This window comes from Actinoplanes auranticolor (assembly GCF_018332655.1).
GTDB classification, from domain to species: domain Bacteria; phylum Actinomycetota; class Actinomycetes; order Mycobacteriales; family Micromonosporaceae; genus Actinoplanes; species Actinoplanes auranticolor.
The window spans coordinates 69105-95051 of sequence record NZ_BOQL01000043.1 but is presented as its reverse complement, the minus strand read 5'-3'; the positions used below and the strand labels follow the sequence as shown (position 1 = coordinate 95051).

The window sequence follows — 25947 nt, the reverse complement described above, 5'->3', positions numbered from 1 at the left end:
CCTGAGACAGCGATTTTGGGGAGCGATGGGTAATGACATGTACTCGGTCGAGCAGGTGGCCGAGCGACTGGGACTGCACGTGCGCACGGTCCGCAACTACGTCCGCGACGGCCGGCTCAAGGCCGTCAAGATCGGCAAGCAGTACCGGATCGCCCGCGCGGACCTCGAGGCCCTGACCGGTGCGCCGGTCGCCGCCGCTGCGGGCGGGCACGTCGAGGTGTCCAGCATCGTGCAGATCGACGGCCTGGCGCCGGGAGCGGCCGACCGGCTCAGCACCCTGCTCACGGCCGGCGCCCAGGCCCCCCGGGCCTCCCCCGAGCCGCTGCGCCTACAGACCATCTACGACAAGGGACGATCCCGGATGAAAATCGTGATCCTGGGCGGGCCGGCCGAGACCGCCGACATCCTCCAGCTGCTTGACGGACTGCTCAGCGCGGAGAACGGCCTGTTCGGCGCGGAGGTGCCGCGATGACCGACCGGCTGGAGCAGCGGGGCGGCGTACCGGTGCTGGTCTGCGCCCCGGACGGCCCGCCGGTGGCCACCGAGCAGGACGCCCTCGACCTGATCGGCGCGACCTACGCCGGCGCCGACGTCGTCGCGTTGCCGGCCACCCGGCTGCCGGCGGAGTTCTTCACGCTCGGCACCGGGCTGGCCGGCGCAATCATGCAGAAGTTCGTCAACTACCGGGTCCGGCTGGCCGTCGTCGGCGACCTCTCGGCGCACCTGGCGCAGAGCTCGGCGTTGCGGGCCCTCGTGCACGAGTCGAACCGGGGCGGGCAGATCTGGTTCGTCGCCGACCTCGACGAGCTGGACACCCGCCTGTCCCCGGCCGGCCGCCCACCCGGCCAGTAGGTTGGCCGGATGGACCTGCGCCGGCTCTCCGACGACCTCGAGACGGTGTCCCAGCGGTACGCCGAGCGGTTCGGCATCCGCCGGGACGCCACCTGGTTCCTGCTGAAGCTGCAGGAGGAGGTCGGTGAGCTCACCCAGGCCTATCTCATGCACTCCGGCCAGGCCCGCACCAAGGACCTGACCCCGGACGAACTGGCCGCCAACTTCCGCGCCGAGCTGGCCGACGTGCTCTGCCAGGTGGTGCTGCTGGCCCGCCATCACGAGGTCGACCTGCCGGCCGAGATCGACCGCAAATGGCTCTCCCGCCTGCGCTGAGCCCTCCCCGAGCGGCCGCTACAGCGGACGGGCCGAGTGGCAAATTCCCCTAACGCCTCAGTGACCGTGACGGGTGTGCCGAACAGTCCAGCAGATTCTCCTGAATGGCTGGAGGTGCCGCCCGTGCCCACCGTTCTCATCGCCGATGATGACGCCGACCACCGTGAGCTGATCTCGCTCGCGCTGGCCCGGCTCGGTCACGAGGTCGTGGAGGCCGTCGACGCCGACTCCGCGCAGCGGGCGCTCGCCGCCGGCGGGATCGACGCCGTGCTGCTCGACGTGCGGATGCCCGGCTCCTCCGGCATCGAGTTGTGCCGCCGGCTGCGGGCCGAGCCGGTCACCGCCGAGCTGCCGATCATGCTGATCAGCGCGGACGTCAACAACCACCGCATCCTGGCCGCGATGGACGCGGGCGCCGACGACTACCTGACGAAGCCGTACGTGCGCGCCGAGCTGCTGAGCCGGGTGGAGCTGCTGCTGGTCCGGCGCGGCACGACGGCGACCAGGCCGGCCACCGCCGCCACCGCCGCCCTGCTGGCGGCCCGGGCGGCCGTGCCCCGCAGCGTGCAGGTCCCGCTGCCCCGCCCGGTCCGCCGCACGGCCTGACCGTCACCCGGCCGATGCTGCCCGCCCCCGGCCGAGCGTAGGGTCCGGAACATGGATCTCCGGCCGGCAGGGGCCCCCGCCCCGCTCATCAGCTATCGCAGCGCCGCCGGGCGGTGGGTGCTGCTGGCCACCGTGCTCGGGTCCAGCCTGGCGTTCATCGACGCCACGGTGGTCAACATCGCGCTCCCGGCGATCAGCGAGGACCTCGGCGGCGGCGCGGCCGACCTGCAATGGACCGTCAACGGGTACGCCCTCAGCCTCGCATCCCTGGTCCTGCTCGGCGGCTCCCTCGGCGACCGGTTCGGGCGCAAACGGGTGTTCCTGATCGGCGTCGGCTGGTTCGCCCTGGCCTCCCTGCTGTGCGGGCTGGCGCAGAGCATGGAGATGCTCATCGCGGCCCGCGTGCTGCAGGGCATCGGCGGCGCCCTGCTGACCCCCGGCGCGCTGGCCATCCTCGAGGCGTCGTTCGCCCGTGAGGACCGGGCCCGGGCGATCGGGGCCTGGTCCGGGCTGGGCGGCATCGGCGGCGCGCTGGGCCCGTTCCTCGGCGGCTGGCTGGTCGAGGTGGGCGACTGGCGGCTGATCTTCCTGATCAACGTACCGATCGCGGCGCTGGTCATGCTGGTGGCCGCCCGGCACGTGCCCGAGTCGCGCAACCCGGCCGCGCCGCGTGAGCTCGACGTGGCCGGGGTGCTGACCGGCGCCGCCGGGCTGGGCGGCCTGACCTACGGCTTCACGGCCTGGCCGGCCAACGGTCCCGGCAGCCCGGAGGTGCTGATCGCCCTGCTGATCGGCGTGGCCGGCCTGGCCGCGTTCGTGGTGACCCAGCGCCGCTCCCGGCACCCGATGCTGCCCCTGGGGATCTTCAGCGCCCGCGCCTTCACCGGCGCCAACCTGGTGACCTTCCTGGTGTACGCGGCCAACGGCGGCGTCTTCTTCCTGGTGGTGCTGAACCTGCAGGTGGTCGCCGGGTTCAGCCCGCTGGCCAGTGGCCTGGCGTTGCTGCCGGTGACGGTGCTGATGCTGCTGCTGTCGGCCCGCGCGGGCGCCCTGGGTCAGCGCATCGGTCCGCGCATCCCGATGACGGCCGGTCCGCTGATCGCGGCGGCGGGCCTGCTCTGGATGAGCCGCATCGGCCCGGGCGCGTCGTACTGGACGGACGTCCTGCCCCCGGTGATCGTCTTCGGCCTGGGCCTGTGCCTGCTGGTGGCCCCGCTGACCGCGACCGCGCTGGGTTCCCTGGACGACATGTACGCCGGCGTCGCCAGCGGCGTGAACAACGCGGTCGCCCGGGCCGCCGGCCTGCTGTCCGTGGCGGTCCTGCCCCTGGCGGCGGGCATCGGCACGGGCAACCTGACCGACCCGGCCGACCTGCACCCGACCTACCGCAACGCCCTGATGATCTGCGCCGCCCTCATGCTGGCCGGCGCAGCCCTCGCCGCAGCCCTGATCCCCACCCACCTCGCCGCCCACACCCCCACCGACACCCCAACCCCTACCGACGCCACTCGGGCGCACGCCACAACAGCGGCCCGGTCAGCGGACACACCGGTCCGCACCTACTGCGACGTGGCAGCCCCACCGGTCCACCCCCGCCACGACGCGTGACCGGCGCCCGGTCTTGCGAGCACGCAGCCGGCAGGGTGAGGGCGGCCGCTCATGAGCCGCCAGGCGAATGGCCGCCCTCGCCCGGTCTCGGCGGGAGTGCCCTGTGTCAACCAGCCGGCTGTGGATCTTGCTGGAGGAGGGTTTGCAGGGCGTGGTGCCGGGCGGGTTGGTACGGGGTGTGGTTGGTCCAGCATCGGTAGATGATGGCCAGCCAGGCGCGGGCCAGGATCCTGACGGCGTGGTGGTGGTTCTTGCCCCGAGCGCGGGCTTGTTGGTAGAGGTGGTTGGCCCAGGGGTTGTCGCGGCGGCTGTCGCCGGCGAAATCACAGACCGCGTCGCGTAGCTGTTTGTCGACGGCCCACCGGAACGCCACGATCCGGGTATGACCCGACTGCCGCGTCGACGGGGTGACTCCGGCCAGCCCGGCCAGGGCCGCCGCGGTCGGGAACCGGGCCCGGCAGTCACCGATCTCGGCCAGCAGCCGAGCCGCGCGCACGGTCCCGGCCCGCGGCAGACTCGTAAAGATCACCGCATCCGGATGGGCGCGCAGCGCGGTCTCGATCTGCTGTTCGAGGGCGTTGATCTGGACCATGACCGCATCCAGGGCGGCCAGATACGCCCGGGTGATCCCGGCCAGGGCCTGCCCGGCGGGGCCGGTGACACCGGGGACGGCATCGCGGAGCCGTTGCCGGAGTACGGCTGCGGGTTTACGGGTGTAACGCCGCCCGCGCAACCACGCCGCCAACTCGTCTTCGGTGAGCGCGTCCACAGCGTCCTGGGTGCCGAAGTCGGCCAGGAACGCCCGCGACACCGGCGCATCGAGCTCGGCGAACAACCCGACCACACCGGGCAGCACGGTGAGCAGGTGCGCCCGCAGCTGGTTCGCCACCGCGATGCGATGCCCCACCAGGTCTTTGCGGGCCCGCACCAACGCCCGCAACGTGCGGGTATCGGCGCGGTCAGGGATCAGGGGTGTCAGGCGGCGCCGGTCGGTGCGCACCACATCAGCCAACACGAACGCATCGAACCGGTCGTCTTTGTTGCCGGCCGAGCCGTAACGACTGCGCAAGGCTTTGACCTGCGACGGCGCGATCACCAACACCGTCATGCCGGCCGCCTGCAGCGCCGTGACCAGGGGCCCGTCGCCGCGTTCGATACCGACACCGGCCAGCCGATACTGCTGCAACGTCGCGATCAGCCGGCCGACACCGGCCTTGTCATGGGTGATCGTCACCCGCTCGATGACCTCACCGTCGGCGTCGATCAGACACCCGACGTGGTTGTTTTCGGCCCAGTCGACACCGGCGAACACCACTCGCGCCGCCGGCGGCTGCTCAGGCACACTCATAGTTGCTTCTCCTGCTGCTCAACCAGTCAGACGAAGCATCTGGTGGTCCCGGGGACCGTCACTGCCGGACGCTCAATTGAGGGCGCTCAACGGCGCAGTAACCCTGTCGCCAGTCGGGACGTCCCCGGACCGCCAGACCCCGCAGACACTCCCGCAAGCCCTCAACCAGGGGGCAGCAACGATGGGCGATGGCCTGACAATCCCAGATGCCGCCCGGCCCTGACGGGCCGGACGACATCCATGGTCCAGCAATGAGCGACGGTCAGTTATCTGCAACCAGGCACGACATGGCCTTGATCTTGAAGCCCTTGATCTTGAGGACGCCTAACTCGCTTGCCGGACGTACTTGAATATCCGTATGCGTCCTGAGTTCAGCGTTCCGCCCAAACTGTCGACCGGCGACCGGGTCGCCGTCGTCTCGCCGGCCCACGCCGCGCCCGCCGTGTTTCCCGCCGTGCACGAGCAGGGGCTGCGGCGCCTGCGCGAGACCTTCGGTCTGGAGCCGGTCGAATACCCGACCACCCGGCGCCTCGCGTCCGCCCGGGAGCGGGCCGCCGATCTGATGGCCGCCTACGCCGATCCGGCCATCCGCGCCGTCTTCGCCACCATCGGCGGCGATGACCAGATCACCGTGCTGCGGCATCTCGACCCGGCGCCGTTCCGGGCCGATCCCAAACCCTTCTTCGGCTTCTCCGACAACACCAACCTGCTGAACTGGCTCTGGTTCCACGGCGTCGCCGGCTATCACGGGATGTCCACCATGATCCAGCTCGGCCGGGGCGGAGGCGTGCAGCCGGCCACCGTGGAGTCCCTGCGGGCGGCCCTGTTCACCGGTGGTGACCTCGAGATCAGCCCGGTCGAGACGTTCACCGACGAGGAGGTTCCGTGGACCGCGGCCGCCGCGCCGACCGAGTCACCGGTCCCCTACCCGAGTCCGGGCCGGGTGTGGCACCGGGCCGACCGGGTGGTGAGCGCGCCCAGCTGGGGCGGCAACCTGGAGATTCTGCATTGGACGCTGGCCGCCGACCGCTGGGTGCGGCCGGTCGGGGACTACGCCGGGTGTGTCCTGCTGCTGGAGACCTCCGAGGAGATGCCGCCGGACGAGGAGGTGTTCCGGATGCTGCGCAACTTCGGCGAGCGGGGGCTGCTGGAGCAGTTCCCGGTGATCGTCATGGGCACCGCCAAGGGCACCGTGTTCACCGACCCTCGGCCCGTGGCGGAACGGACCCGGTATCGCGAGGCCCAGCGGGCTGCCGTGCTGCGGGCGGTCGAGACCTACAACCCGGAGGCGATGGTCGTCTTCGGGGTGGACTTCGGCCACACCGATCCCCAGTGGGTACTGCCGTACGGCGGGCGGATCACCGTCGACGGACCGGCGCAGCGCATCATCGCGCACTTCTGAGGGCTTCGACCTCGGCCGTGAAGACGTGGTCGGGGTCGAGCCCCAGCGCGCGGAAGTTGTCCTCGATCTCCAGGCTGACGAGGCCGTGCAGCCGGCTCCAGACGGTGACCGCGCGCAGTGCCACCGTGGGGTCGGCGTGGTCCGCGCCCCGCCTGCGCGCCCAGCCGCGCAGGTCGTCGGCCAGCGCCGGCGTCGGCTGCGGGCCCGGCCCGACGCCGGCGAGCAGCACGTCCAGCGCCCGCTGGGCGGCGTCGGCCAGCCGCTCGTCGTGTGCGTCGTAGCCGGGCAGGGGCGCACCGAACAGCAGCCGGTAGCGGTGCGGGTGGGCCACCGCCCAACTCCGGTAGGCCGCCGCGAGGTCGGGCAGCCGGTGGCCGGCGGCGGCGAGCGCCGCGGTCAGATCCGCGTACGCGTCCAGGATCAGCGCGGTCAGCAGCGCGTCCCGGCCGGCGAAGTACCTGTACAGCGCCGGTCCGGAGACGCCGAGCTCCTTGGCGATCGCGTTGAGCGACAGCGCACCGGGGCCGCCCTCCGCGAGCTGGCGCAGCGCCGCGTCCTTGACCTCCTGGCGCATCTGAGCCCGGAACCGGTCCCTGATCCCGCCCGCGGTCATGCCGACACGTTACAACCGTGGCTCGAGGTGAGAGCCCCTAACGCGAGCTCGTCCTAGTGCCCGAACTCGCGCCGGCTCTGCTCGGTCATCTCGATGTCGTAGTGCGCGGCCGCGGCCTTGATGTTCTCGAAGGCCTGGTCCCGCTCGGCGTCGGTGACGCCTCTACCCCGCCGGCGCCGCGGGAGAAACGCTCAGATCATTCCGCTGCGCAGGGCGTACGCGACGGCGTGCGACCGGTTGCGCAGCTTCAGCCGGTGGGTCAGCCCGTAGATCACGTTCTTCACGGTGCGCTCCGAGTAGCACAGCTCGCCGGCGATCTCGCTGGTGTCGAGGCCGTCGGCCATCAGGCGCAGCACGTCGATCTCGCGCGGGGTCAGCCCCGAGGCGTTCAGGCCGTGCGGGGTCAGCACGTCGCGCTGCAGGCGTTCGATGTGCTTGAGCAGCTCGCCGACCAGGTTGGGCGGCATCACGCCACCGCCGGAGGCCGCCGCCAGCACGCTGTGGGCCAGGCGCTCGGCCGTCACCGCCGCCCGGGGCAGGACCGCCACCACCCGGCACTCGACCGCGGTGAGCAGTTCCGTCTCGTTGATCTCATTGGTGATCAGCACGACCGGCACCCCGGTCTCGGTCGCCGAACGGCGCAGCATGGCGACCACGTCGGTGCTCAGCCGGTCGGTGGACACGACCAGCACCGTGGCGTCGGCGCGTTCGGCGGCGCGAAGCAGGGTGAGCTCCGGCCGGGACTGAAGAAAACTGGCGAGTCCCGCATGGCTGAGCGGGTCCATCGCCTGCAGGGCGACCCGAACCTGGTCCACTGCTACCTCCGGTTGATCGGTACGGCCGGGGGCCAGTCTCCGGAAGCGGTCTTCAGAAAATCTTCACGCGACCTTCATCGCCGCCGATCCGGCGTGAAGGTGACGAGATCGACGCAGCTCATTGCCCATCTCCGGACCGGGCCCGCGCTTCCGCCGGGTTAATCGCGCGGGCTGCTGGCCCGGCGCAGAGCCTCGATGTAGATGGGCAGTTCGATTGCCGCGCGCTCCAATTGACCGGGCGCCAATTGGTCCACGAATACCGCGTCGACCACATCCTGCACGAGTTCGTCCGGCAGTTCGTCCACGCGCTGGGCGGGCAGTTGCTGCCAGATCCGGATCACCCGCAGGCGCGCCCGGATCTGGGCCAGGGTGCACTCCAGGCCGGCGATGGCCGCGTCCGCGCGGACCGCGTCGAGGACCAGCCGGCCCTCCGCGGCGAGGTGCAGAAACAGCTCCCCGGCGAAGGGAAGGGGAGGTACGTTCCCGCTCATCTGGCCTCCTCGCCCGGGTCGCCGGCCGGTTCGCGGATGCTGCCGCCGGCCCGCACGTCGCCAGCGAGTCCATCAGCACCGCGCCCCGAACGGAACCTCACGCACCTGGAAGTGCCCTGACCCACCAGTAACGTTGCCCAGCCGCCCGGTACCGATTACGGACCGTCAACAAGTGGACGCGGGCCCGCCGAAATGCGTAATGATTCGGTCACGCAAAGGCGACGAGTAGCGAATATCACTTTCGGAGATATGCTGCCCCTGCGCGCGGCGGATCTGCGCACTTGCGTGCATTCGCTAAAAATGGTGGCACACAGCGGTATCAGAACCCCGATGAGGGACATCGGTTTGCGGTGAACGAAAGCTTGCATGTTCAACTGACTACCTGTTGGCAGCGATCCCACGACGACGAGGTTGGGCAGCCATGACGGCAGAGCACGAGGGCCTGGACCTTCGCCTGCTGGGACCGGTGCGCGCGTGGCGGGACGGGACCGAGCTCCCGCTGGGTTCGGCGCGCCGGGCCGCAGTGCTGGCCGTGCTGGCTCTGCATGCCGGTCACGCGGTCTCCCGACAGCAGCTCATCACCGCGATGTGGGGTGAGGAGCCGCCCGCGAGCGCGATCGGCAACGTCTACACGTACGTCTCGACGCTGCGCCAGGTGCTGGAGCCGGGACGCGACCGCTGGGCCGCCGGGCAGTTGCTCACCTCCGGCGGCGGCACGTACTGCCTGCACGTCCGCAAGCAGGACGTGGACGTGTTCCGCTTCGAGGCGCTGCGCGAGGAGAGCCGGCGCCACCGCACCGCCGGCGACCGGTCCGCCGAGCTGGCCGCCCTGGAGGCGGCGATGCGGCTGTGGCAGGGCGAGGCGCTGTCCGGCGTGCCCGGCCCGTACGCCGCCGCCCAGCGCCTGCGCCTGACCGAGTTGCGGCTGGCCAGCGCCGAGCGCCACGCCGCCCTGCTGCTGGACCTGGGCCGCCACGAGGAGGCCATCGCGGCGCTCCGGCTGCTGGTGCAGGCGTACCCGTTCCAGGAAGCGCTGCACGGGATGCTGATGACCGCCCTGCACGCCGGCGGCCGCCGGGCCGAGGCCCTGGAGGTGCACGACCACCTCAGCCAGGTGCTGCTGGAGGAGACCGGCACCGAGCCCAGCGCCGCGCTGCGGGCCATGCGGCTGCGCATCCTCACCGGCACCAACGAGCTGTCGGCGCCGGCCCGGAGCTCCGCCGCCCCGGCCACCCCCACCGAGCCGCTCGCCCCGATCGGCCGGGACGCCGAGATCCGCCTGCTCCGCCGGGCCTGCGCCGACGTGGCCACCGGCCGGGGCCGCAGCATCCGGATCGAGGGCACTCCCGGCATGGGTAAGACGACGCTGCTCGGCGCGGCTCTGCGCAGCGACCTGCCGGCCGGTTGCCGGGCCGGCTGGGGGATCGGCGACGAGCTGGCCCAGCGGATGCCGCTGGGGGTCCTGCTCGAGTGCGTGGAGTCCGCGATGTCCGGCGACGCGACCCGCGACCTGGTGCGGCAGCTCTTCACGGTCGCCGCCGACGCGCTCGACGGGCCGGGACCGCAGACTGTGGACCGGGCGGTGGCCCTGGTCCGGCAGGCCGCCTCCGAGACTCCGCTGATCCTCGTCGCCGACGACCTGCAGCGGGCGGATGCCACCACCCTGCGGGTCTGGGCGGCCCTGCACGAGCTGACCCGGCAGCTGCCGCTGCTGCTGGTCGCCTCCGCCCGGCCCGGCAACGGTGAGCTGGCCGGCGTGCCCGCCGACGAGATCATCACCCTGGCTCCGCTGACCGCCGCGGAGGCCACCGCGCTGATCCGCGCCGTCGCGCCCGAGCCGTTCGACCCGCGGGCGCTGAGCCGGCTGCTCAGCGATGCCGGCGGCAACCCGTACTACCTGCGGCACCTGGCCGCGACCCGGCGCGACGAGGCCGGTTACCGGGGCGCCCCGCCGGCCGAGCTGGTGGCCGCGGTGGACGCGCACCTGGCCACGTTCAGCGAGGAGACCCGGCACCTGCTGCGGGCGGTCGCCTTCCTCGGTGACCACTGCACCGTCGCCGAGGTGGCTGCCGTCACCGATCACCCGGTGCCCGAGCTGCAGCGTGTGCTGCGGCCCGCCCGGGCCGCGGGTGTGCTGACCGACGAGGAGGAGACGCTGGTCTTCCGGCACCGGATCGTGGCCCGGGTGCTGCACGAGAGCACCCCGGCGGCGTTGCGGATCATGTTGCACCGGTCCTTCGCCGAGAAGATCGCCCAGGTCGGCGGGGCGCCGGAGCGGGTGGTGGGTCAGCTGCTGGCCGGCCCGGTGCCGCTGGACAGCACCGCGAGCCGCTGGCTCGCCCAGCACATCGAGCAGCTCTCGGCGCGGGCTCCGCAGGTCGCGATCAGCATGCTGAAACGGGTACGCACCGAGTACGCCCTGGACGAGGAGACCCGGCTGGGGCTGACCGCCTGGCTGGCCCGGCTGCTCGACCGCCAGCGCGAGAACGCGGTCGCCGAGGCGGGCTGGGTCGCCGCCCGCACCACCGATGTGCGGCTCGAGGCCGAGATGCAGTGGATCATGGCGTGCAGCCACGACCGGCAGGGTGAGCACGTCGCCGCGGCCGACGTGGCCCGGGCCGTGCTCAGCGCGCGCCGGCTGCCGGAGCCCTGGCTGCACCGGTTCCGCTCGCTCATCACCCGGCTCCGGCCGCACCTGCCGGGCGAGCCGACCGCGCCTCATCTGAGCCGCACGGCCCTGCTGGGTGACAGAGTTTCTGTTATCCGTTGAGCGGCCCGTGGTCTCCTCGGAGTGAGGCACGCTCCCGCGGCGGAAACGGAGGACAGATGCCGGAATCTGCGCACGAGCAGCTCCGGGTCTCGGTCCTGGGCCCGCTGCGCGCCTGGTACGGCGAGCACGAGCTCAACCTCGGGCCGGCCCGCCAGCGCTCGCTGTTCGCCGTGCTGGTGGCGGACGCCAACCGCCTGGTCAGCCGGGCCGAGATCATCGAAGCGGTGTGGGGAGCCGCCGCGCCCGCGACCGCACCCGGCAGCGTCTACACCTACATCTCCGGACTGCGGCGGGCGCTCGCCGCGGGACCGGGCAGCCGGCCGGCCGCCGAGGTGCTCACCTCGGGCCCGGCCGGATACTCCCTGCTGATCCCGGCGGGCAACCTCGACAGCGACCGGTTCGCCGAGCTCTGCACCCGGGCCGAGGAGCTGCAGGCGGGCGGCGATCCGGGGGCGGCGGCGTCCGTGCTCGACGAGGCCCTGCAGATCTGGCACGGCGACGCGTACGCGGGCATCTCCGGCGACCGGATCGAGCTGGAGCGCACCCGCCTGGCCGAGCAGCGTCTGGCGGCCGTCGAGCGGCGGGCCCGCATCGCGATGGAGCTGGGTGACGACGGCCTGATCGCCGAGCTCGCCGGGCTGGTCCGCGCCCATCCCCTGCACGAGCCGCTGCACGAGTTGCTGATCCAGGCGCTGTACCGGGCCGGCCGCAGCGCGGAGGCCCTGGAGGCGTTCCAGGCCGCCCGCCGGGTGCTGGTGGCCGAACTGGGCGTCGAGCCCGGGCCCGCGCTGCGCGAGCTGCAACGCCGCGTGCTGGACGGCTCGATGGCCGCGACCGAGCCGCCGGCGTTGCCGGCCGCGGTGCTGCCCACCCAGGTCGCCCGAGCGATCCGGGACGGGGTGGCCGACCGGCCGCTGGTGGGACGCGGCGACGAGGTGGCGATGCTGCGCGGGCTGGTCCGCTCGGCGGCCGGCGGCACCGGGGCGGCGGTGTGGATCGAGGGCGAGCCCGGCATCGGCAAGACCGAGCTCCTGACCCGGGCCCTGTCCGACGCGGACGCCGCCGGCTGCGGGCTCTTCTGGGGTGTGGCCGGCGAGCTGGATCAGCACACGCCGTTGCAGGTCCTCACGCGTGCGCTGGGTCTCGCCCCCACGTCGAACGATCCCCGCCGCGCCACCATCGCCACCGAGTTGCACGCGCCCGGCTCCGACGGCAACGACGACGCCGGACCGGCGCTCGCGGCCGAACGGGTGCTCGCCTACCTGCGTGCGGCCTGCGCGATCACGCCGATCGTGCTGGTCGTCGACGACATGCAGTGGGCGGACGAGGCCAGCGTGCTGCTGTGGGACCGGCTGGTCGCGGCGACCCGGCACATGCCGCTGCTGCTGGTCGCGGCGGCACGACCGGAGCCCAACGGGCGCGAGCTGGCCCAGTTGCGCCGCAGCGTACGGCTGCGCGACGGTCACGTCCTGAGCCTGGGGCCGCTGCCCGCCGAGGCGACCGAGGAGCTGGTCGCCGGGGTGATCGGCGCTCCGGTCGGCCCGCACCTGCGGGCGGTGGCCGGTCACTCCGGCGGCAACCCGCTCTTCGCCCGGGAGCTGACGGCGGCGCTGGTCCGCCGGGGCGCCGTACGGGTCGTGGACGGCCGCGCCGACATCGACGAGTCGGTGCCGGTGGAGATGCCGGGGTCGCTGCTCGCCGTGGTCCGGGCCACGCTGGAGTTCCTCAGCGACGACACCCGGGAGGTGTTGCGGCTGGCCGCGCTGCTGGGCACCGAGTTCGCCGTCGACGACGTGATCGCGGTGACCGGGCGGCCGCCGTTCGGCCTGATGGCCAACCTCGAGGAGGCCCTGGCCGCCACGGTGGTGGTGGACGCGGGCACGGAGCTGGCGTTCCGGCATCCGTTCCTGCGCGAGGCGCTGTACGACAGCATCCCGCGAGCCACCCGTTCTCTGCTGCACCGCCAGACGGCCGAGATCCTGGCCCGGGGCGGCAGCCCGGTGACCCGGGTCGCCGAGCAGCTCGCCGCGCAGACGCCGGTGCTCGACGCCTGGGTGGTCGGCTGGCTCACCGAGCACCACGCCGAGGTGGTCAAGCGGGTCCCGCGAACCGCACGCGAGCTGATCAGGCAGGTGCTCGCCACCGGTCTGCCCAGTGCCACCCAGCGCGAGACCCTGCTGATCGCCCTGGTCAAGCTGGAGTTCCGGGAGGGGCGCTACCCGATCGACGAGGCCCGCGCGGCGCTGGCGACCGCCACCGATCCGGGCGACCGGGCGGAGATGCGGCAGCTGCTGGCGGCGATGCGGTTCCGGCAGGACGCCCCGGCCGAGGCGATCGAGCTGCTCACCGGCGCGGTCGACGACCCGGCGACCCCGGAGATCTGGCGGACCCGGCACCGGGTGCTGCTGGCCAACTTCCGCCGCGGCGGCCTGGACGACCTGGACCGGGCGGACCGGACCGCCCGGCAGGTGCACGACGAGGCGGTGGCGGCGGGGCAGCCGTACGAGGCCGCCTTCGCCCTGCAGACGACGTGGCTGACCAACTCGATCCGCCGCGACCACGAACGGGCGCTGGAGTACGTGGACCGCGCGCTGGAGATCATGCGGGACCACCCGACCTTCGCCGGCATGTACTTCGACCTGCTGGACAACCGGATGTTCACGCTGCAGAACCTGGACCGCCTGGACGAGGCGGAGCGGACCCTGCGCGAGGCCGCCCTGTTCGCCATCCGGCACCGGCTGCCGGCCACGCTGCAGGTCGCCTCCGCGGTGCAGTACTACTGGCTGGGCCGGTGGGACGACGCGACGGCCGAGGTCGGTGCGGTCACCGACGACGCACCCGGCATCACCTTCCTCGGCATGCGCGAGCCGGGCGCGGTCGGGATGCTGCTGCACGGTGTGGCGGCCCTGATCGCCGGTCACCGGGAGGACCGCAGCCTGGCCGTGGCGCATCTGGACGCGGCGAACGCGCTGCCGGTCACGGACGCCGAGCGGGAGAGCTGCGACTTCCTGCTGGTCGCCCGTTCCCTGGTGGCGGAGCAGCAGGACCGGCCCGACGACGCCCTGCGGGAGCTGGCGCCCCTGCTGACCCCCGAGTACGCGCCGATGATGCTGCGCCACCAGTGGCTACCCGACGCTCTGCGCCTGGCCCTGACCGTCGGCCGCCGCGACATCGCCGAACAGGCGGCCGCGATCTGTGCCGCCGAGGCCGCCAAGGAGGTACGCCCGGCGCGCGCCTTCGCGGCAGCCGCGCGTTGCCGGGCGTTGCTGACCGAGGACCCGGAGCCGGCGCTGGCGGCCGCGGCGCACTACCGGGCGGTCGGGCGGGTGCCGGAGCTCGCCGCGGCTCTGGAGGACGCGGCGGTGCTGCTGGCCGCGAACCGCCGGCCGCACGAGGCCGCCGCCACCGGTGGCGAGGCGGTCGAGTTCTACACGGTGCTGGGCGCGCGCTGGGACCTGCGCCGGACCCGGGCCCGGCTGTTGGAGTACGGCGTGGAGCCGGCCCGCGGCACGTCCCGCACGTCCACTGTCCGCTGAGGATCCCGCGCTGCGGTCGATCGGCGAGCGCCTATGTCCAAATGTGAGCGGTAACAAATCCGCAATGGCACGCTACACAAGGTAGCAATAGGCTTCTGAGCTGCACTTTAGCGGAAGTCCGGGCCAATCTCGACGGTGCGCTGCGTTCGGTTCTGGGCGTTTGTGGCGATGACCTTGACAGGAAAAGTTTGATAGTGCGTGAATGTGTTTCCAGATAGTAAATCCTCGATGCCACCTTGAAGGAGTTCCCATGACCGGTATGTCCGGACACTGGAGACCGGCGCTTCTTTCGCTCAGCACAGCCCTGCTCGTGCTCGCCGGCACGGGCGCGTGCGCGAAGTCCGAGGACGGCGACACCCCGGCCGCCGGTGGCGCCGCGAACTCCGCCGGCGCCCAGGTCGCGCAGTCCGCGGCGCCCGGCGTGCCGACCTGCACGCTGGAGCAGTTCGGTGGGTCGAAGGTGGACCTGAAGACCGCCAAGATCGGCTTCTCCCAGTCGGAGAAGGAGGCGAACCCCTTCCGGATCGCCGAGACGAAGTCCATCCGCGACGAGGCCGCCAAGCTGGGCATCCCGTCGGCCAACCTGCAGACCACCAACGCCAACTCGCAGTTCAACAAGCAGATCAGCGACGTCGAGCAGATGCTCGACTCGGGCGTGCAGCTGCTGGTGATCGCCCCGCTGAACTCCGACGGCTGGGACTCGGTCTTCGCCAAGGCCTCGGCCAAGAAGGTCCCGATCATCACCATCGACCGCAAGATCAACGCCACTCCGTGCAAGGACTACCTGACGTTCATCGGGTCGGACTTCGAGGAGCAGGGCAAGCGCGCGGCCGACAAGATGGCCGCCGCCCTGGGCAACAAGGGCTCGGTGGCGATCCTGCTCGGCGCGCCCGGCAACAACGTCACCACGTTGCGCACCAAGGGTTTCAAGGACCAGATCGCCAAGATCGCACCGGACGTCAAGATCGTGTTCGAGCAGACCGGTCAGTTCTCCCGCGAGGAGGGCCAGAAGGTCACCGAGCAGCTGCTGCAGTCCAAGTCGGACATCAACGGCATCTACGCGGAGAACGACGAGATGGGCCTCGGCGCCCAGGTGGCGCTCACGGGTGCCGGCAAGAAGGCCGGCGACGTGAAGATCGTCTCGATCGACGGCACCAAGGGCGCGGTCAAGGCCATCAGCGACGGATGGTTCTCCTCCGTCATCGAGTCGAACCCCCGCTTCGGCCCGCTGGCCTTCGAGACGGCCACCAAGTTCTTCAACGGTGAGCCGATCCCCGCGGACATCATCATCTCCGACCGTGAGTACGACGAGAGCAACGCCAAGACGGACCTCGCCAGCGCCTACTGAGTCACCCTCTCCCCCAGGAGTGCTCACATGACCGTTCCCCGTACCCGGACCTGGCGACGCCTCCTCGCCATGACCACCGCAACCCTGGCCGCCTCCGCCGGTGCACTGATCGCCACCACCGCCCCGGCAGCGGCCTTCGTCCCCAAGACTCCCCCGCTCACGACCCCGTGGACCAACCAGGTCTCGACCACCAACCCGCTGCCGGAATACCCCCGTCCGCAGCTGACCCGGCCGGACTGGCAGAGCCTGAACGGCATCTGGCAGTTCGCCGGAGCCTCCAACATCAACACACCACCGGTGAACACGACGCTGGCCGAAGAGGTGCTTGTTCCGTACCCCATCGAGAGCGCTCTCTCGGGGATCATGCGCCATGAGAACTACATGTACTACCGCAGAACGTTCACCGTTCCGGCCGGCTGGTCCGGCCGGAACGTGAACCTCAACTTCGGTGCCGTGGACTGGCAGTCCAAGGTCTGGGTGAACGGCACGCTGCTCGGCACGCACGAGGGCGGCTACGACAAGTTCTCCTACGACGTCACGAGCACCCTGCGGGCCGGCGCCAACGAGGTCATCGTCGGCGTCTACGACCCCACCGACGGCCAGGACATCCCGGTCGGCAAGCAACGCACCAACCGCGGCGGCATCTGGTACACGCCGTCGTCGGGCATCTGGCAGACCGTCTGGCTCGAACCGACCAACCCGGCCCGGATCACCCGGCTGGACACCACCCCGAACGTCGCCGCCGGCGCGCTCGACCTGGTGGTGCAGGCGGCGAACGCCAACGGCCAGGCGGTCACCGCGCAGGTGCTGACCGGCGGCACGGTGGTCGGCACGGCAACCGGCACGGTCGGTGCGTCCCTGCGGATCCCGGTCCCCAACGCGCGCCTGTGGACCCCGGACGATCCCTTCCTGTACGACCTGCGGGTCACGCTCGCGTCCGGTGACGTGGTGGGTGGCTACTTCGGCATGCGTTCGCTGGGCAAGGCCATGCTCGGCGGCACCCTGCGCCCGACGCTCAACGGCAAGTTCGTCTTCCAGCTCGGCACCCTGGACCAGGGCTACTGGCCGGACGGGCTCTACACCGCGCCCACCGACGCCGCGCTGCGCTTCGACCTGGAACAGCAGAAGTCGCTCGGCTTCAACATGGTCCGCAAGCACATCAAGGTCGAGAACGACCGCTGGTTCTACCACGCGGACCGGCTCGGCCTGATGGTCTGGCAGGACATGCCGTCGCTGGCCAGCGGCCGGGAGCCCTCGGCGGCCGGGCGCACCCGGTTCGAGAAGGAACTCAAGGAGATGATCGACGAGCACAAGGGCATCACGTCGATCGTCCAGTGGGTGCCGTTCAACGAGGGCTGGGGCGAGTACGACGCCGGCCGTATCGCCGACCTGGTCAAGAGCTGGGACGCGACCCGGCTGGTCAACCACAACTCCGGTTCCAACTGCTGCGACTCCGACCCGGACCCGGGCAACGGGGACGTGATCGACGACCACATGTACGTCGGCCCGGGCATCACCCGGCCCCCGACAGCGACCCGGATCGCGGTCAACGGCGAGTACGGCGGCCTCGGCCTGCGCGTGCCGAACCACGAGTGGCCGACCGCGGGCAAGTTCGCGTACGAGTGGCTGCCCGACACCAACGCCCTGACCAACCGGTACGTGCAGATCACCGGCAAGCTGGCCGACCTGATCTCCACCAACGGCCTCTCCGGGTCCGTCTACACCGAGCCGACCGACGTGGAGGAGGAGCTCAACGGCTTCTTCACCTACGACCGGCAGATCCAGAAGATGAACTTCGCCGCGGTCCGGGCGGTCCATCAGCGGGTCCTCGGCGCGGCGACCGGCACCACCCTGCCGACCGGCCGGCTCGCCTCGCTGCGGGTCACCACCCCGGGCCTCACCGACCGCTATCTGCGGCACGCCGCCGGCGCCGCCGTCACCGCGGTGATCAACGCCGGTAGCTCCACCGTGGACAAGCAGGACGCGACGTTCTGGGTCCGGCCCGGTCTGTCGAACAGCGCCTGCTACTCCTTCGAATCCCGCAACTTCCCGGGTCAGTACCTGCGGCACCGGGGATACCGGGTCTACCGGGAGGCGAGCAACGGCGGCACGTTCAACGCCGACGCCACGTTCTGCGCCCGGCCCGGGCTGTCCGGGGGCGGCACGTCGCTGGAGTCGGCCAACCTGGCCGGCTACTTCCTGAGGCACCGCAACTCCGAGGTCTGGATGGACCAGAACACCGGCGGATCCTTCACCAACGACGCCACCTGGACCGTGAGCAACCCGCTGTGGCGCAGCGGCGCGGACCTGGCCGTCGGGCAGAACCGGTCGTTCCGGGTCACCACCGCCGGCTACGACAACCGCTACCTGCGGCACCGGGACTCGCTGGCGCGGACCGACGTGATCAGCGCGACCAGCGTGCTCGCCGACCGGCGCGACGCCACCTTCACCGTGCGCGCCGGGCTGGCCGACGGCACCTGCTACACGTTCGAGTCGGTCAACTTCCCGGGCCGCTACCTGCGGCACGCCGGCTACCGGGTGCAGACGGCGACGAACGACAACACGGTCACGTTCGCCCAGGACGCCACCTTCTGTGCCCAGCCGGGCCTGGGCGGGGGCAGCGGGAACGTGTCGCTGGAGTCGTACAACTACGTCGGCTACCACTGGCGGCACTACGGGGAGGCCGTCTACATCGCCACCAACGGCGGCGGCAACACCTGGGACAACCCGGGCAGTTACGCCGCCGACGCCACCTGGAACAACGCCGCCCCGCTGGGGTAGCGCGAAAGTGAGTGGATCCATGGCACTGCTGGAAGTCGTCGATGTCGCCAAGGAGTTCCCGGGCGTACGCGCCCTGGACGGGGTCTCCTTCGCTCTCCGGCCGGGCGAGGTGCACGCCCTGGTCGGGGAGAACGGCGCCGGTAAGTCCACCTTGATCAAGGTGCTGACCGGCGTCTACCAACCGGACGGGGGCGAGCTTCGCTACCGCGACGAGCCGGTCCGGTTCGGCACACCGATGGACGCCCAGCGGGCCGGGATCTCCACGATCTACCAGGAGGTCAACCTCATCCCGCTGATGAGCGTGGCGCACAACCTCTTCCTCGGCCGCGAGCCCCGCACCAGGCTCGGGCTGCTGGACGAGGGCCGGATGTACCGGGAGGCCGGCGAGATCCTGCGCCGGTACGGCGTCACCACCGACGTACGCCGTCAGCTCGGCACGCTCGCCCTGGGCGCACAGCAGATGGTCGCCCTGGCCCGGGCCGTGATGATCGACGCCAAGGTCGTCATCATGGACGAACCCACCTCGTCGCTGGAACCGCGCGAGGTGGAGACCCTGTTCGGGGTGATCCGCGACCTGCACGCCCAGGGCATCGGGATCGTCTACGTCAGCCACCGGCTCGACGAGCTCTACCGGATCTGCGACACCGTCACCATCCTGCGCGACGGCCGGGTGGTGCACACCGGCAAGCTGGCCGAGCTGGAACGCATCCGGCTGGTCTCGCTCATGCTGGGCCGGGACATGTCCGCCGTCCGCCGCGAGGGCTTCACCGGGTTCACCGGCGAGCACGCCACCGCGGCGGACGCGGCCCCGGTGCTCGAGGTCACCGGCCTGACCAGCCGGCACAAACTGCACGACATCGGCTTCGCCGTCCGGCCCGGCGAGGTGGTCGGGCTGGGCGGCCTGCTGGGCGCCGGGCGCAGCGAGACGATCAAGGCGATCGGCGGGGCGTACCCGGTGGACAGCGGCACTGTCGCGGTCGGCGGCAAGGAGCTGAAACGGCCGACCACCGTACGGGCGGTACGGGCCGGGATCGCGACACAGCCCGAGGACCGCAAGGCCGAGGGCATCGTGCCCGGTCTGTCGGTCCGGGAGAACATCGCGCTCGCGGTCCTGCCCCGGCTGTCGCGGTTCGGCCTGGTCTCCGACCGCAAGATCGACGAGATCGTCCGCACCTACATGGACCGCCTGCAGATCAAGGCGTCCGGCCCGGACCAGCGGGTCGGCGACCTGTCCGGCGGCAACCAGCAGAAGGTGCTGCTCGCCCGGCTGCTGGCCACCCGGCCGCGGGTGCTGCTGCTGGACGAGCCGACCCGCGGCATCGACGTCGGCGCCAAGGCCGAGGTGCAGTCGCTCATCGACGAGCTGGCCGGCGAGGGCCTCGGCGTCGTGCTGGTCTCCTCCGACGCGGAGGAGCTGATCGAAGGGGCCGACCGGGTGGTGGTACTGCGGGACGGCGCGGTCGTGGGTGAGCTGCGCGGAGCCGACGTCACCACCGAAGCCCTGCTGGAGACGATCGCCGCCGCGGCGGTAGTGGAGGATTCCGGTGACCAGTGAGTCGGTGGCCACCCGGCCCGGTGTCGACCTCGCCAGGATCAAGGCCTGGCTGCCCGCGTACGGCGTGTACGCGGCGATCGTGCTGCTGGTGCTCTACAACGTGGCGTTCACGCCGAACTTCCTGGCCTGGGGCAACCTGCGCATCCAGCTGATCCAGGTGGCCCCGGTGGTGATCGTGGCGCTCGGCATGGCGCTGGTCATCGGCACCGAGGGCATCGACCTGTCGGTCGGCTCGGTGATGGCGCTGGCCGCCGCGCTCATCCCGCTCTACCTCGGCTACGGCGTGATCGCGGCGATTCTGATCTCGCTGATCGCGGGCGTGCTGGTGGGCCTGGTCAACGGCACGCTGGTCGCCCGGGTCGGGCTGCAACCGATCGTGGCCACGCTGGCCCTGTTCGTCGGCGGCCGGGGTCTCGCCCTGGTCATCTCCGGCGGCCAGCTCAAGGACATCGGCAACGACGACCTGATCTTCCTCGGCTCCGGTGACTTCCTCGGCCTGCCGATGCTGGTCTGGATCGCCGCGCTGCTGGTGCTGGTCGTCGCGTTCATCGTGCGGCGCACGGTCTTCGGCCGGCGGCTGCTGGCCATCGGCGGCAACCGGCCGGCCACCGAACTGGCCGGCGTGCCGGTCAAACGGGTCCTGATCACCGTGTACGTGATCTGCTCGGTGCTCGCCTCGATCGCCGGCCTGCTCGCCGTGGCCCGGATCCAGTCCAGCGATGCCTCGGCGGTCGGCCTGCTCATCGAGCTCTCCGCGATCACCGCGGTGGTCGTCGGCGGCACCCCGCTGACCGGCGGCCGGGTGCGGGTCCTCGGCACCGTGGCGGGCGCGCTGCTCATGCAGCTCGTGGTGGCCACGATGATCAAGCACAACCTGCCGTCGTCCAGCACCGAGATGGTCCAGGCGGCCATCATCCTCATCGCCGTGTACGCCGCCCGAGAGAGGAAGTCCCGGTGACTCCCATGGTGTCGGATCCCGAGGCCCCCGCGGCCGCCGTCGCCGCCGACGTGCGCCGGGCGGAACGCACCGACCGCGTCGTCAGCCTGGTCCAGCGCCAGGGCGCCCTCGCGGTGCTCGTCGTGGTCGTCCTGGTCGCCACGGCCTCGTTCCCGAACTTCCGCAGTTTCGACAACGCCGCCACCGTCCTGGTCGCGGCCGCGCCGCTCGCGCTGATCGCGCTCGGCATGACCTTCGTGATCATCACCGGCGGCATCGACCTGTCGGTCGGCTCGCTGTACGTGCTGGGCGGGGTCGTCTCGGCGTACGCGTCGCAGTGGGGCGTGCTCCCGGCGTTCCTGGCGCCGCTGGTGATCTGCGGGCTCGTCGGCGTGCTGAACGGGATCCTGATCGCGTACACCAGGATGGCGCCGTTCATCGTCACCCTGGCCGCCCTGCTCGGCGCCCGTGGGCTGATGCGGGCGATCAGCGACGAGGGCTCGACGACGTACCTGGTGCAGAGCGACGCCTTCCGCAGCTTCGGCACCGGCTCGTTCCTCGGCATCGGCTACCCGGTCTGGCTGGTCGTGGTGGTCTTCGCGCTCGGCATGGTCCTGCTGGCACGCACCCGCTTCGGCCATTCGGTCTACGCGGTCGGCGGCAGCGAGGACGCGGCCGCGCTGATGGGCGTCGCGGTACGCCGTACCAAGGTCTGGGTGTACGTCATGTCCGGCCTGCTCGCCGGCCTGGCCGGGGCGATCAACGCGGCCAAGCTGGGCTCCGGCGTCACGGTGCTGGGCATCGGCCTGGAACTGGACGCGATCGCCGCAGTGGTCATCGGTGGCACCCTGCTGACCGGCGGCGCGGGCACGATCACCGGCACGATCGCGGGCGTCCTGCTGCTCGGCGTGATCCAGAACATGATCAACCAGGTCGGCAACGTGCCGAGCAGCTACCAGCAGCTGATCAGCGGAGGGTTCCTCGCGGTCGTGGTGGTCGCCCAGACCTATCTGGCCAAGCTGCGCCGGGTGACCTGAGACAATGGGATCATGAAGCCCACGTTCGTGTACGACGGCGACTGCTCGTTCTGCACCACCTGCGCGCAGTTCATCGAACGCCGCATCCCGTCGCACGCCACGGTGGTGCCGTGGCAGTTCGCGGACCTCGACCGGCTGGGCCTGACCCTCGAGCAGGTCGAGGAGGCGGTGCAGTGGGTCGGCACCGACGGCACGGTCGCCTCGGGCCCGGACGCGATCGCCCTGCTGCTGCGGGACGCGGGCCGCTTGTGGGAGGTGCCGGGGCGCGCCCTGCAGCTCAAGCCGGTCGGACTGCTGGCGTGGCCGGCGTACCGGTGGATCGCCGGCCACCGCCATCTGCTGCCCGGCGGCACCGCGGCCTGCTCCCTCCCCCAGGCCCAGCGCGACAAGCTCTACGGCACGGCCGCGGGTCAGTAGGCGTAGCGGCGCACGGTCTCCGGGTGGATGACGATGCGCAGCTGGTCACCGGCGAGCAGCGCGGCGAGATCGGCGGCCCGGGTGGGGTCGTCGAGGTCCCAGTAGCGGGCGGCGAGGCGGGAGGCCAGGTCGTGAGCGCCGTCGGTCTCCACCGTGGTGCGACCGGCGACCGACACCCAGCGCTCGCGCTCACCCACCGGAGCGGCGACCACGATCGAGGCGCGGGGGTCACGGCGCAGGCGCCGCACCTTCAGCGACTCCGGCTCCGTGAAGAACTGGACCGTCCCGTCCGCGGTCGCCTCGAACCAGATCGGCCGGGGCTCCGGCGGCTGGTTCCCCGCGGCCACGGACAGGAACCCGTGCAGGGGGCGGGCGAGGAACTCGAGGTCTTCGGCGGTCAGGCTCGATGAAGTGGTCATGACCCCGATTCAACAGCATCCGGCTCCGGTGCGGCGGCTCAGTTCAGGTGGGCCGTACCGAGCACCTGGCCGTCGTGGTCGGCCACCGCGACCGCGCTCACGTTGCGCAGCTGGATCGAGCTGGCCCCGGTGACCTTCGCCCTGCCGCTCGGAGTCGGGCCCCAGATCGCCGCCTGCTCGACCGTGCCGTCGGCCTTGCTGACCCGGCACACGAACGGTCCCTGACCGCGGAGCTTCTCCACGGTCAGGTCGATCGACACGCCCCAGGTCTTACCGGTCAGCACCGCCTGCCCGGCGAGCCCGCTGCCGTCGGCCGCCTCGAAGACGGCGGTGACCGCGGGCTGGCTCTGGGCCGGGCCCGGGCTCGGCGCGGCGACCGGCGGCCCGGCCGGCGGGTCCTGGTCCCGGGTGGCGATCACACCGACACCGGCCGCGACGACCAGCACGGCCGCGGCCACGGCCACCAGCCGCCGGCCGGTGCCGCGGCGGCGTTCGCGCGACCGCTCGGTCCGCATCCGGACCAGCAGACTCTCGATCCGCGCCGGGCTCGGTCGGCTGCCCGCCGGGACCGTGACGGGCAGCGCGTTCTCCAGGGACCGGAGCAGTTCCGGTACGGGCGCCAGCCGGTCCAGCTCGGCCCGGCACTCGTCGCAGCCCAGCAGGTGCGCGTCGAGCCGATCGGTGTCGGCGTCGTCGAGCCCGCCCAGCAGGTAACCGCCGAGCAACCGCCGCAGCTCGTCATGATCGTGGCCGGCGCTCATGCCATCGCCTCCGCTGGCGCTCCGCCGATGACATTCGTCGGGCGCAGAGTTGATGATTCGCTCGCAAGCTCGCTCATCGCAGCACCCCCATCTCTTCGAACGCCTGCCGCAGCGCCCGCACCGCGTAGTAGGCGCGCGACTTGACCGTGCCCTCGGGCACCGACAGCTGCCGGGCGGCGTCCGCCACGGTCTGCCCCTCGTAGTACATGGCCTGGACCACCGCGCGGTGGTCGGCCGAGAGCCGTTCCAGCGCCTCGGCCACCAGCCAGCCCTCGACGAGTTGATCGACGTTGTCGGCCGACGGCACCGACTGGACGGCGGCGTCGTCGGCGACCAGGTGCGGGCGGCGCTGCTCGGCCCGCCAGGCGTTGGTGACCACGTTGCGCGCGATGGTGAGCAGGTAGGAGCGGGTCCGGCCGGGGTCCGGGTCGAGGTGGTCGATGTGCCGCCAGGCCCGCAGCAGCGTCTCCTGGACCAGGTCCTCCGCCTTGTGGCGGTCGCGCACGTACCGCGAGATGAAGCTGAGCAGCACCGCGTAGTGCTCGGTGTAGAGCGCGGTCATCAGCTCCTCGTCGGGACTCACCCGTCGCCTCATCCGCTGCTCCCTCGTCGGCCCGCCACCCCGTTGTACCCCGCGCGCACGAGGCCGGTTCGATCGGCACCGACAAAAGCGCCCGGCCCTCCCACCTGGGGAGGACCGGGCGCCTCGGCGCTACGGTGTCAGCACTGCACGAGCGGCTTGGGCGGTGCCTTGGAGTCGTTCGGGTCCTTCACCAACGGGTAGTCCGGGCCGCCGTAGCGGAAGGTCGTCGTGGTGCGCTGGTGTCCCGACCACGGGGTCCAGTACGGCTCGTCGTGCTTCTCGATCTGCACGGGCGGCAGCGTGATGGCGGGCTCCACCTTGAATTTGGGCCGCATGTCCAGCTCGAACCCGACCGTCGGGCCCTTGGTCATGTTGATGCTGCCGATCCGCGCCGCGTCGCCGTCGCTGGCCGGCTTGCCGTTGCCCATCTGGGTGCAGGGGGTGAGGCTGGGCGAAGCCACCTCACCGAACCACTGGCTCAGGCCGGCCCGGGTGAACCGGCCTTCCCAGTTGCTGTCGTGGAAGTAGCCGAGGTACTCGGTGTTGTACGCGATCCACCAGGCGTTGCCGTCGTGCACGATGCCGAACCGCTTCTGGGTGCCGACCGGCAGAGTGGCGCCCGGCTTGATGGTCTTGTGGATCTGGGTCCATCCGCAGGCGTTGTAGCACTGGGGAACCCCGTCCTTCCAGAAGAAGACGAAGAGGTGCGGGTCGTCGTCGCCGTTGACCGAGCGGTCCACGGTCCAGCCGACCTCCACGGTCTGCTGGCTGTCGGCGGAGCGCACCGCCAGCTCGGCCAGCGTGTGGTAGTCACCCTCGACCAGCTTGGGCTTCTCGATGGTCAGGCTCGCCCAGGTGCCGTCGGTCTCGCCCACCTGGGCGCCGACCGCATAGTGGAAGTTGACCACGCGGTCCGCGGCCGCCGCGGCCTCGACCGTCCCCGCGGTCGGCGGGGTGGGCGGCACGACGGTCGTGCGCGCCGACTTCAGGAACTTGCCGTTGGCACCCTGCCCGCCCTTGGGTGCGTACTCGGGCGTCGGCGTGGCCGAACCGCTGGTGTCCGCGGGGGCCGCGTCCGCACCGGCGGCGGCGACGGCTTTACTGCTGGCGCCGGCCTTCCCCCGCTTGAGCCGCTGCGGCTTGGTGCCCCAGGGCAGCAGCTTCGGCGGTTCGAGTTTGGTCTCCTCGGCCGCGGGTGCGCCTCCGGCCGGGGGCGCGCTTTCCGCCGCGGACGCAACGACGGCTGCGGGAGCCTCAGCCTCGGGCGTCTCCTCCGCGCTGGCGTTCAGGGTCCAGACCGTACCCATCGTGCCGACAACGGCTACGGCTAGGCCGGCGGCGAGCAAACCGCGGCGTGAGTTCGACACGTGACCGTCCTCGTTCTTCGGGGGGCTCGGAGGCGGTGGGCGAAGAACCTCCGCACCGGCTCTCAGCGGCGGAGCTGACCATATAACGTTCTGAATACCGTCCGCCCCCGTCGAGCAACCTTTCCGCCTGAACGGCTGAGTACGCCCGCCGATCCGGTGAAACATCGGCCGACTTCATCCACTGTGTGTGGTCACGCGGTTGCTGAGGGGCAGATTTCCGGCAGCCGTTTTGAAAGAACCAAAGCACCGCGAGGCTCTTTCGGGTATCACGCCGCCGGGCCGCGTTCCCGCAGCACCGGAGCGGAACGGCAAAATACACCCTCTGTCCGGAGTCGCGTTCGGCGAAGGTGAATAGCGGTTCTCAAGATCGCTTTTCCGGCGCGGCC

The 25947-nt window shown here is 71.5% G+C and carries 22 protein-coding genes; 14 read left to right on the top strand and 8 right to left on the bottom strand.

All coding sequences use genetic code 11. The annotated features are described in order from the left end of the window. Window positions 1–25: 25 nt before the first annotated feature. The 5 genes from Aau02nite_RS27045 (at window position 26) to Aau02nite_RS27025 (ending at window position 3381) form a co-directional block, all read left to right on the top strand. Window positions 26–472: a helix-turn-helix domain-containing protein gene (locus tag Aau02nite_RS27045; protein ID WP_246595461.1), complete on the top strand. Its 447-nt coding sequence runs from the start codon at window positions 26–28 to the stop codon at window positions 470–472. Continuing rightward, entirely contained in the window at window positions 469–852 is a 384-nt protein-coding gene (locus Aau02nite_RS27040; protein WP_212991385.1) for a DUF4180 domain-containing protein, read from the top strand. Before Aau02nite_RS27045 ends, Aau02nite_RS27040 begins: the two co-directional genes overlap by 4 nt. 9 nt (window positions 853–861) lie before the next feature. Next, on the top strand, window positions 862–1167 hold the full coding sequence (locus Aau02nite_RS27035) for a MazG nucleotide pyrophosphohydrolase domain-containing protein (RefSeq protein ID WP_212991384.1): 306 nt from the start codon (window positions 862–864) through the stop codon (window positions 1165–1167). Between the two features lie 123 nt (window positions 1168–1290). Beyond that, complete coding sequence (locus tag Aau02nite_RS27030; RefSeq protein ID WP_212991383.1) at window positions 1291–1773, top strand: response regulator; 483 nt, start codon at window positions 1291–1293, stop codon at window positions 1771–1773. A gap of 51 nt (window positions 1774–1824) precedes the next feature. After that, window positions 1825–3381: a DHA2 family efflux MFS transporter permease subunit gene (locus Aau02nite_RS27025; protein WP_212991382.1), complete on the top strand. Its 1557-nt coding sequence runs from the start codon at window positions 1825–1827 to the stop codon at window positions 3379–3381. Between the two features lie 106 nt (window positions 3382–3487). On the opposite strand, the gene Aau02nite_RS27020 is transcribed toward Aau02nite_RS27025, so the two are convergent. Beyond that, window positions 3488–4729, bottom strand: coding sequence for an IS110 family RNA-guided transposase (locus tag Aau02nite_RS27020; RefSeq protein WP_212991381.1), 1242 nt, complete (start codon window positions 4727–4729; stop codon window positions 3488–3490). Between the two features lie 358 nt (window positions 4730–5087). Here Aau02nite_RS27020 and Aau02nite_RS27015 point away from each other — a divergent pair, with 358 nt between their 5' ends. Further along, window positions 5088–6131: a S66 peptidase family protein gene (locus Aau02nite_RS27015; protein WP_212991380.1), complete on the top strand. Its 1044-nt coding sequence runs from the start codon at window positions 5088–5090 to the stop codon at window positions 6129–6131. On the opposite strand, the gene Aau02nite_RS27010 is transcribed toward Aau02nite_RS27015, so the two are convergent. The 3 genes from Aau02nite_RS27010 to Aau02nite_RS27000 all read right to left on the bottom strand — a co-directional run bounded on the left by Aau02nite_RS27010 (window position 6115) and on the right by Aau02nite_RS27000 (window position 8050). Beyond that, the gene (locus Aau02nite_RS27010; RefSeq protein WP_212991379.1) at window positions 6115–6744 is read right to left on the bottom strand and encodes a TetR/AcrR family transcriptional regulator; all 630 of its coding nucleotides are present in this window, start codon (window positions 6742–6744) and stop codon (window positions 6115–6117) included. The genes Aau02nite_RS27015 and Aau02nite_RS27010 overlap by 17 nt on opposite strands. A 191-nt stretch (window positions 6745–6935) precedes the next feature. After that, the gene (locus Aau02nite_RS27005; protein WP_212991378.1) at window positions 6936–7559 is read right to left on the bottom strand and encodes a helix-turn-helix transcriptional regulator; all 624 of its coding nucleotides are present in this window, start codon (window positions 7557–7559) and stop codon (window positions 6936–6938) included. Window positions 7560–7717: 158 nt separating this feature from the next. After that, window positions 7718–8050, bottom strand: a complete 333-nt coding sequence (locus Aau02nite_RS27000) for a hypothetical protein (RefSeq protein WP_212991377.1) — start codon at window positions 8048–8050, stop codon at window positions 7718–7720. A gap of 421 nt (window positions 8051–8471) precedes the next feature. Here Aau02nite_RS27000 and Aau02nite_RS26995 point away from each other — a divergent pair, with 421 nt between their 5' ends. From Aau02nite_RS26995 to Aau02nite_RS26960, 8 genes are all read left to right on the top strand, one after another. Further along, window positions 8472–10820 (top strand): ATP-binding protein, encoded by a 2349-nt coding sequence (locus Aau02nite_RS26995; RefSeq protein WP_212991376.1) that lies wholly within the window; start codon window positions 8472–8474, stop codon window positions 10818–10820. A 56-nt stretch (window positions 10821–10876) separates the two neighbouring features. After that, a complete protein-coding gene (locus tag Aau02nite_RS26990; RefSeq protein WP_212991375.1) occupies window positions 10877–14356 on the top strand; it encodes an ATP-binding protein in 3480 nt (1159 codons plus the stop codon). A gap of 250 nt (window positions 14357–14606) precedes the next feature. Further along, the gene (locus tag Aau02nite_RS26985) at window positions 14607–15704 is read left to right on the top strand and encodes an ABC transporter substrate-binding protein (protein WP_212991374.1); all 1098 of its coding nucleotides are present in this window, start codon (window positions 14607–14609) and stop codon (window positions 15702–15704) included. A gap of 27 nt (window positions 15705–15731) precedes the next feature. Beyond that, window positions 15732–18485, top strand: a complete 2754-nt coding sequence (locus Aau02nite_RS26980) for an AbfB domain-containing protein (protein ID WP_212991373.1) — start codon at window positions 15732–15734, stop codon at window positions 18483–18485. A gap of 19 nt (window positions 18486–18504) precedes the next feature. After that, on the top strand, window positions 18505–20040 hold the full coding sequence (locus Aau02nite_RS26975) for a sugar ABC transporter ATP-binding protein (RefSeq protein WP_212991372.1): 1536 nt from the start codon (window positions 18505–18507) through the stop codon (window positions 20038–20040). Continuing rightward, window positions 20030–20998, top strand: coding sequence for an ABC transporter permease (locus tag Aau02nite_RS26970; RefSeq protein ID WP_212991371.1), 969 nt, complete (start codon window positions 20030–20032; stop codon window positions 20996–20998). Before Aau02nite_RS26975 ends, Aau02nite_RS26970 begins: the two co-directional genes overlap by 11 nt. 5 nt (window positions 20999–21003) lie before the next feature. Then, a complete protein-coding gene (locus Aau02nite_RS26965) occupies window positions 21004–22014 on the top strand; it encodes an ABC transporter permease (RefSeq protein WP_212991441.1) in 1011 nt (336 codons plus the stop codon). 12 nt (window positions 22015–22026) lie between these two features. Then, on the top strand, window positions 22027–22431 hold the full coding sequence (locus Aau02nite_RS26960; RefSeq protein WP_212991370.1) for a thiol-disulfide oxidoreductase DCC family protein: 405 nt from the start codon (window positions 22027–22029) through the stop codon (window positions 22429–22431). Here the strand turns inward: Aau02nite_RS26960 and Aau02nite_RS26955 are convergent. The 4 genes from Aau02nite_RS26955 to Aau02nite_RS26940 form a co-directional block, all read right to left on the bottom strand. Next, window positions 22425–22850, bottom strand: a complete 426-nt coding sequence (locus Aau02nite_RS26955) for a pyridoxamine 5'-phosphate oxidase family protein (protein WP_212991369.1) — start codon at window positions 22848–22850, stop codon at window positions 22425–22427. The genes Aau02nite_RS26960 and Aau02nite_RS26955 overlap by 7 nt on opposite strands. 38 nt (window positions 22851–22888) lie before the next feature. Further along, window positions 22889–23611, bottom strand: coding sequence for a zf-HC2 domain-containing protein (locus tag Aau02nite_RS26950; protein WP_212991368.1), 723 nt, complete (start codon window positions 23609–23611; stop codon window positions 22889–22891). Between the two features lie 73 nt (window positions 23612–23684). Continuing rightward, window positions 23685–24206, bottom strand: coding sequence for a sigma-70 family RNA polymerase sigma factor (locus Aau02nite_RS26945; protein WP_212991367.1), 522 nt, complete (start codon window positions 24204–24206; stop codon window positions 23685–23687). Between the two features lie 125 nt (window positions 24207–24331). Beyond that, the gene (locus tag Aau02nite_RS26940; RefSeq protein WP_212991366.1) at window positions 24332–25561 is read right to left on the bottom strand and encodes a neprosin family prolyl endopeptidase; all 1230 of its coding nucleotides are present in this window, start codon (window positions 25559–25561) and stop codon (window positions 24332–24334) included. Between the last annotated feature and the right edge of the window lie 386 nt (window positions 25562–25947).

Coding starts and splice junctions, on each gene's coding strand:
- Aau02nite_RS27000 (WP_212991377.1), bottom strand. CDS start 8,050: ATGAGCGGGAACGTACCTCCCCTTCCCTTCGCCGGGGAGCTGTTTCTG.
- Aau02nite_RS27040 (WP_212991385.1), top strand. CDS start 469: ATGACCGACCGGCTGGAGCAGCGGGGCGGCGTACCGGTGCTGGTCTGC.
- Aau02nite_RS27015 (WP_212991380.1), top strand. CDS start 5,088: ATGCGTCCTGAGTTCAGCGTTCCGCCCAAACTGTCGACCGGCGACCGG.
- Aau02nite_RS27020 (WP_212991381.1), bottom strand. CDS start 4,729: ATGAGTGTGCCTGAGCAGCCGCCGGCGGCGCGAGTGGTGTTCGCCGGT.
- Aau02nite_RS26985 (WP_212991374.1), top strand. CDS start 14,607: ATGACCGGTATGTCCGGACACTGGAGACCGGCGCTTCTTTCGCTCAGC.
- Aau02nite_RS26945 (WP_212991367.1), bottom strand. CDS start 24,206: ATGAGGCGACGGGTGAGTCCCGACGAGGAGCTGATGACCGCGCTCTAC.
- Aau02nite_RS27010 (WP_212991379.1), bottom strand. CDS start 6,744: ATGACCGCGGGCGGGATCAGGGACCGGTTCCGGGCTCAGATGCGCCAG.
- Aau02nite_RS27025 (WP_212991382.1), top strand. CDS start 1,825: ATGGATCTCCGGCCGGCAGGGGCCCCCGCCCCGCTCATCAGCTATCGC.
- Aau02nite_RS27045 (WP_246595461.1), top strand. CDS start 26: ATGGGTAATGACATGTACTCGGTCGAGCAGGTGGCCGAGCGACTGGGA.
- Aau02nite_RS26960 (WP_212991370.1), top strand. CDS start 22,027: ATGAAGCCCACGTTCGTGTACGACGGCGACTGCTCGTTCTGCACCACC.
- Aau02nite_RS26995 (WP_212991376.1), top strand. CDS start 8,472: ATGACGGCAGAGCACGAGGGCCTGGACCTTCGCCTGCTGGGACCGGTG.
- Aau02nite_RS26975 (WP_212991372.1), top strand. CDS start 18,505: ATGGCACTGCTGGAAGTCGTCGATGTCGCCAAGGAGTTCCCGGGCGTA.
- Aau02nite_RS27035 (WP_212991384.1), top strand. CDS start 862: ATGGACCTGCGCCGGCTCTCCGACGACCTCGAGACGGTGTCCCAGCGG.
- Aau02nite_RS26955 (WP_212991369.1), bottom strand. CDS start 22,850: ATGACCACTTCATCGAGCCTGACCGCCGAAGACCTCGAGTTCCTCGCC.
- Aau02nite_RS26980 (WP_212991373.1), top strand. CDS start 15,732: ATGACCGTTCCCCGTACCCGGACCTGGCGACGCCTCCTCGCCATGACC.
- Aau02nite_RS26990 (WP_212991375.1), top strand. CDS start 10,877: ATGCCGGAATCTGCGCACGAGCAGCTCCGGGTCTCGGTCCTGGGCCCG.
- Aau02nite_RS26965 (WP_212991441.1), top strand. CDS start 21,004: ATGGTGTCGGATCCCGAGGCCCCCGCGGCCGCCGTCGCCGCCGACGTG.
- Aau02nite_RS26950 (WP_212991368.1), bottom strand. CDS start 23,611: ATGAGCGCCGGCCACGATCATGACGAGCTGCGGCGGTTGCTCGGCGGT.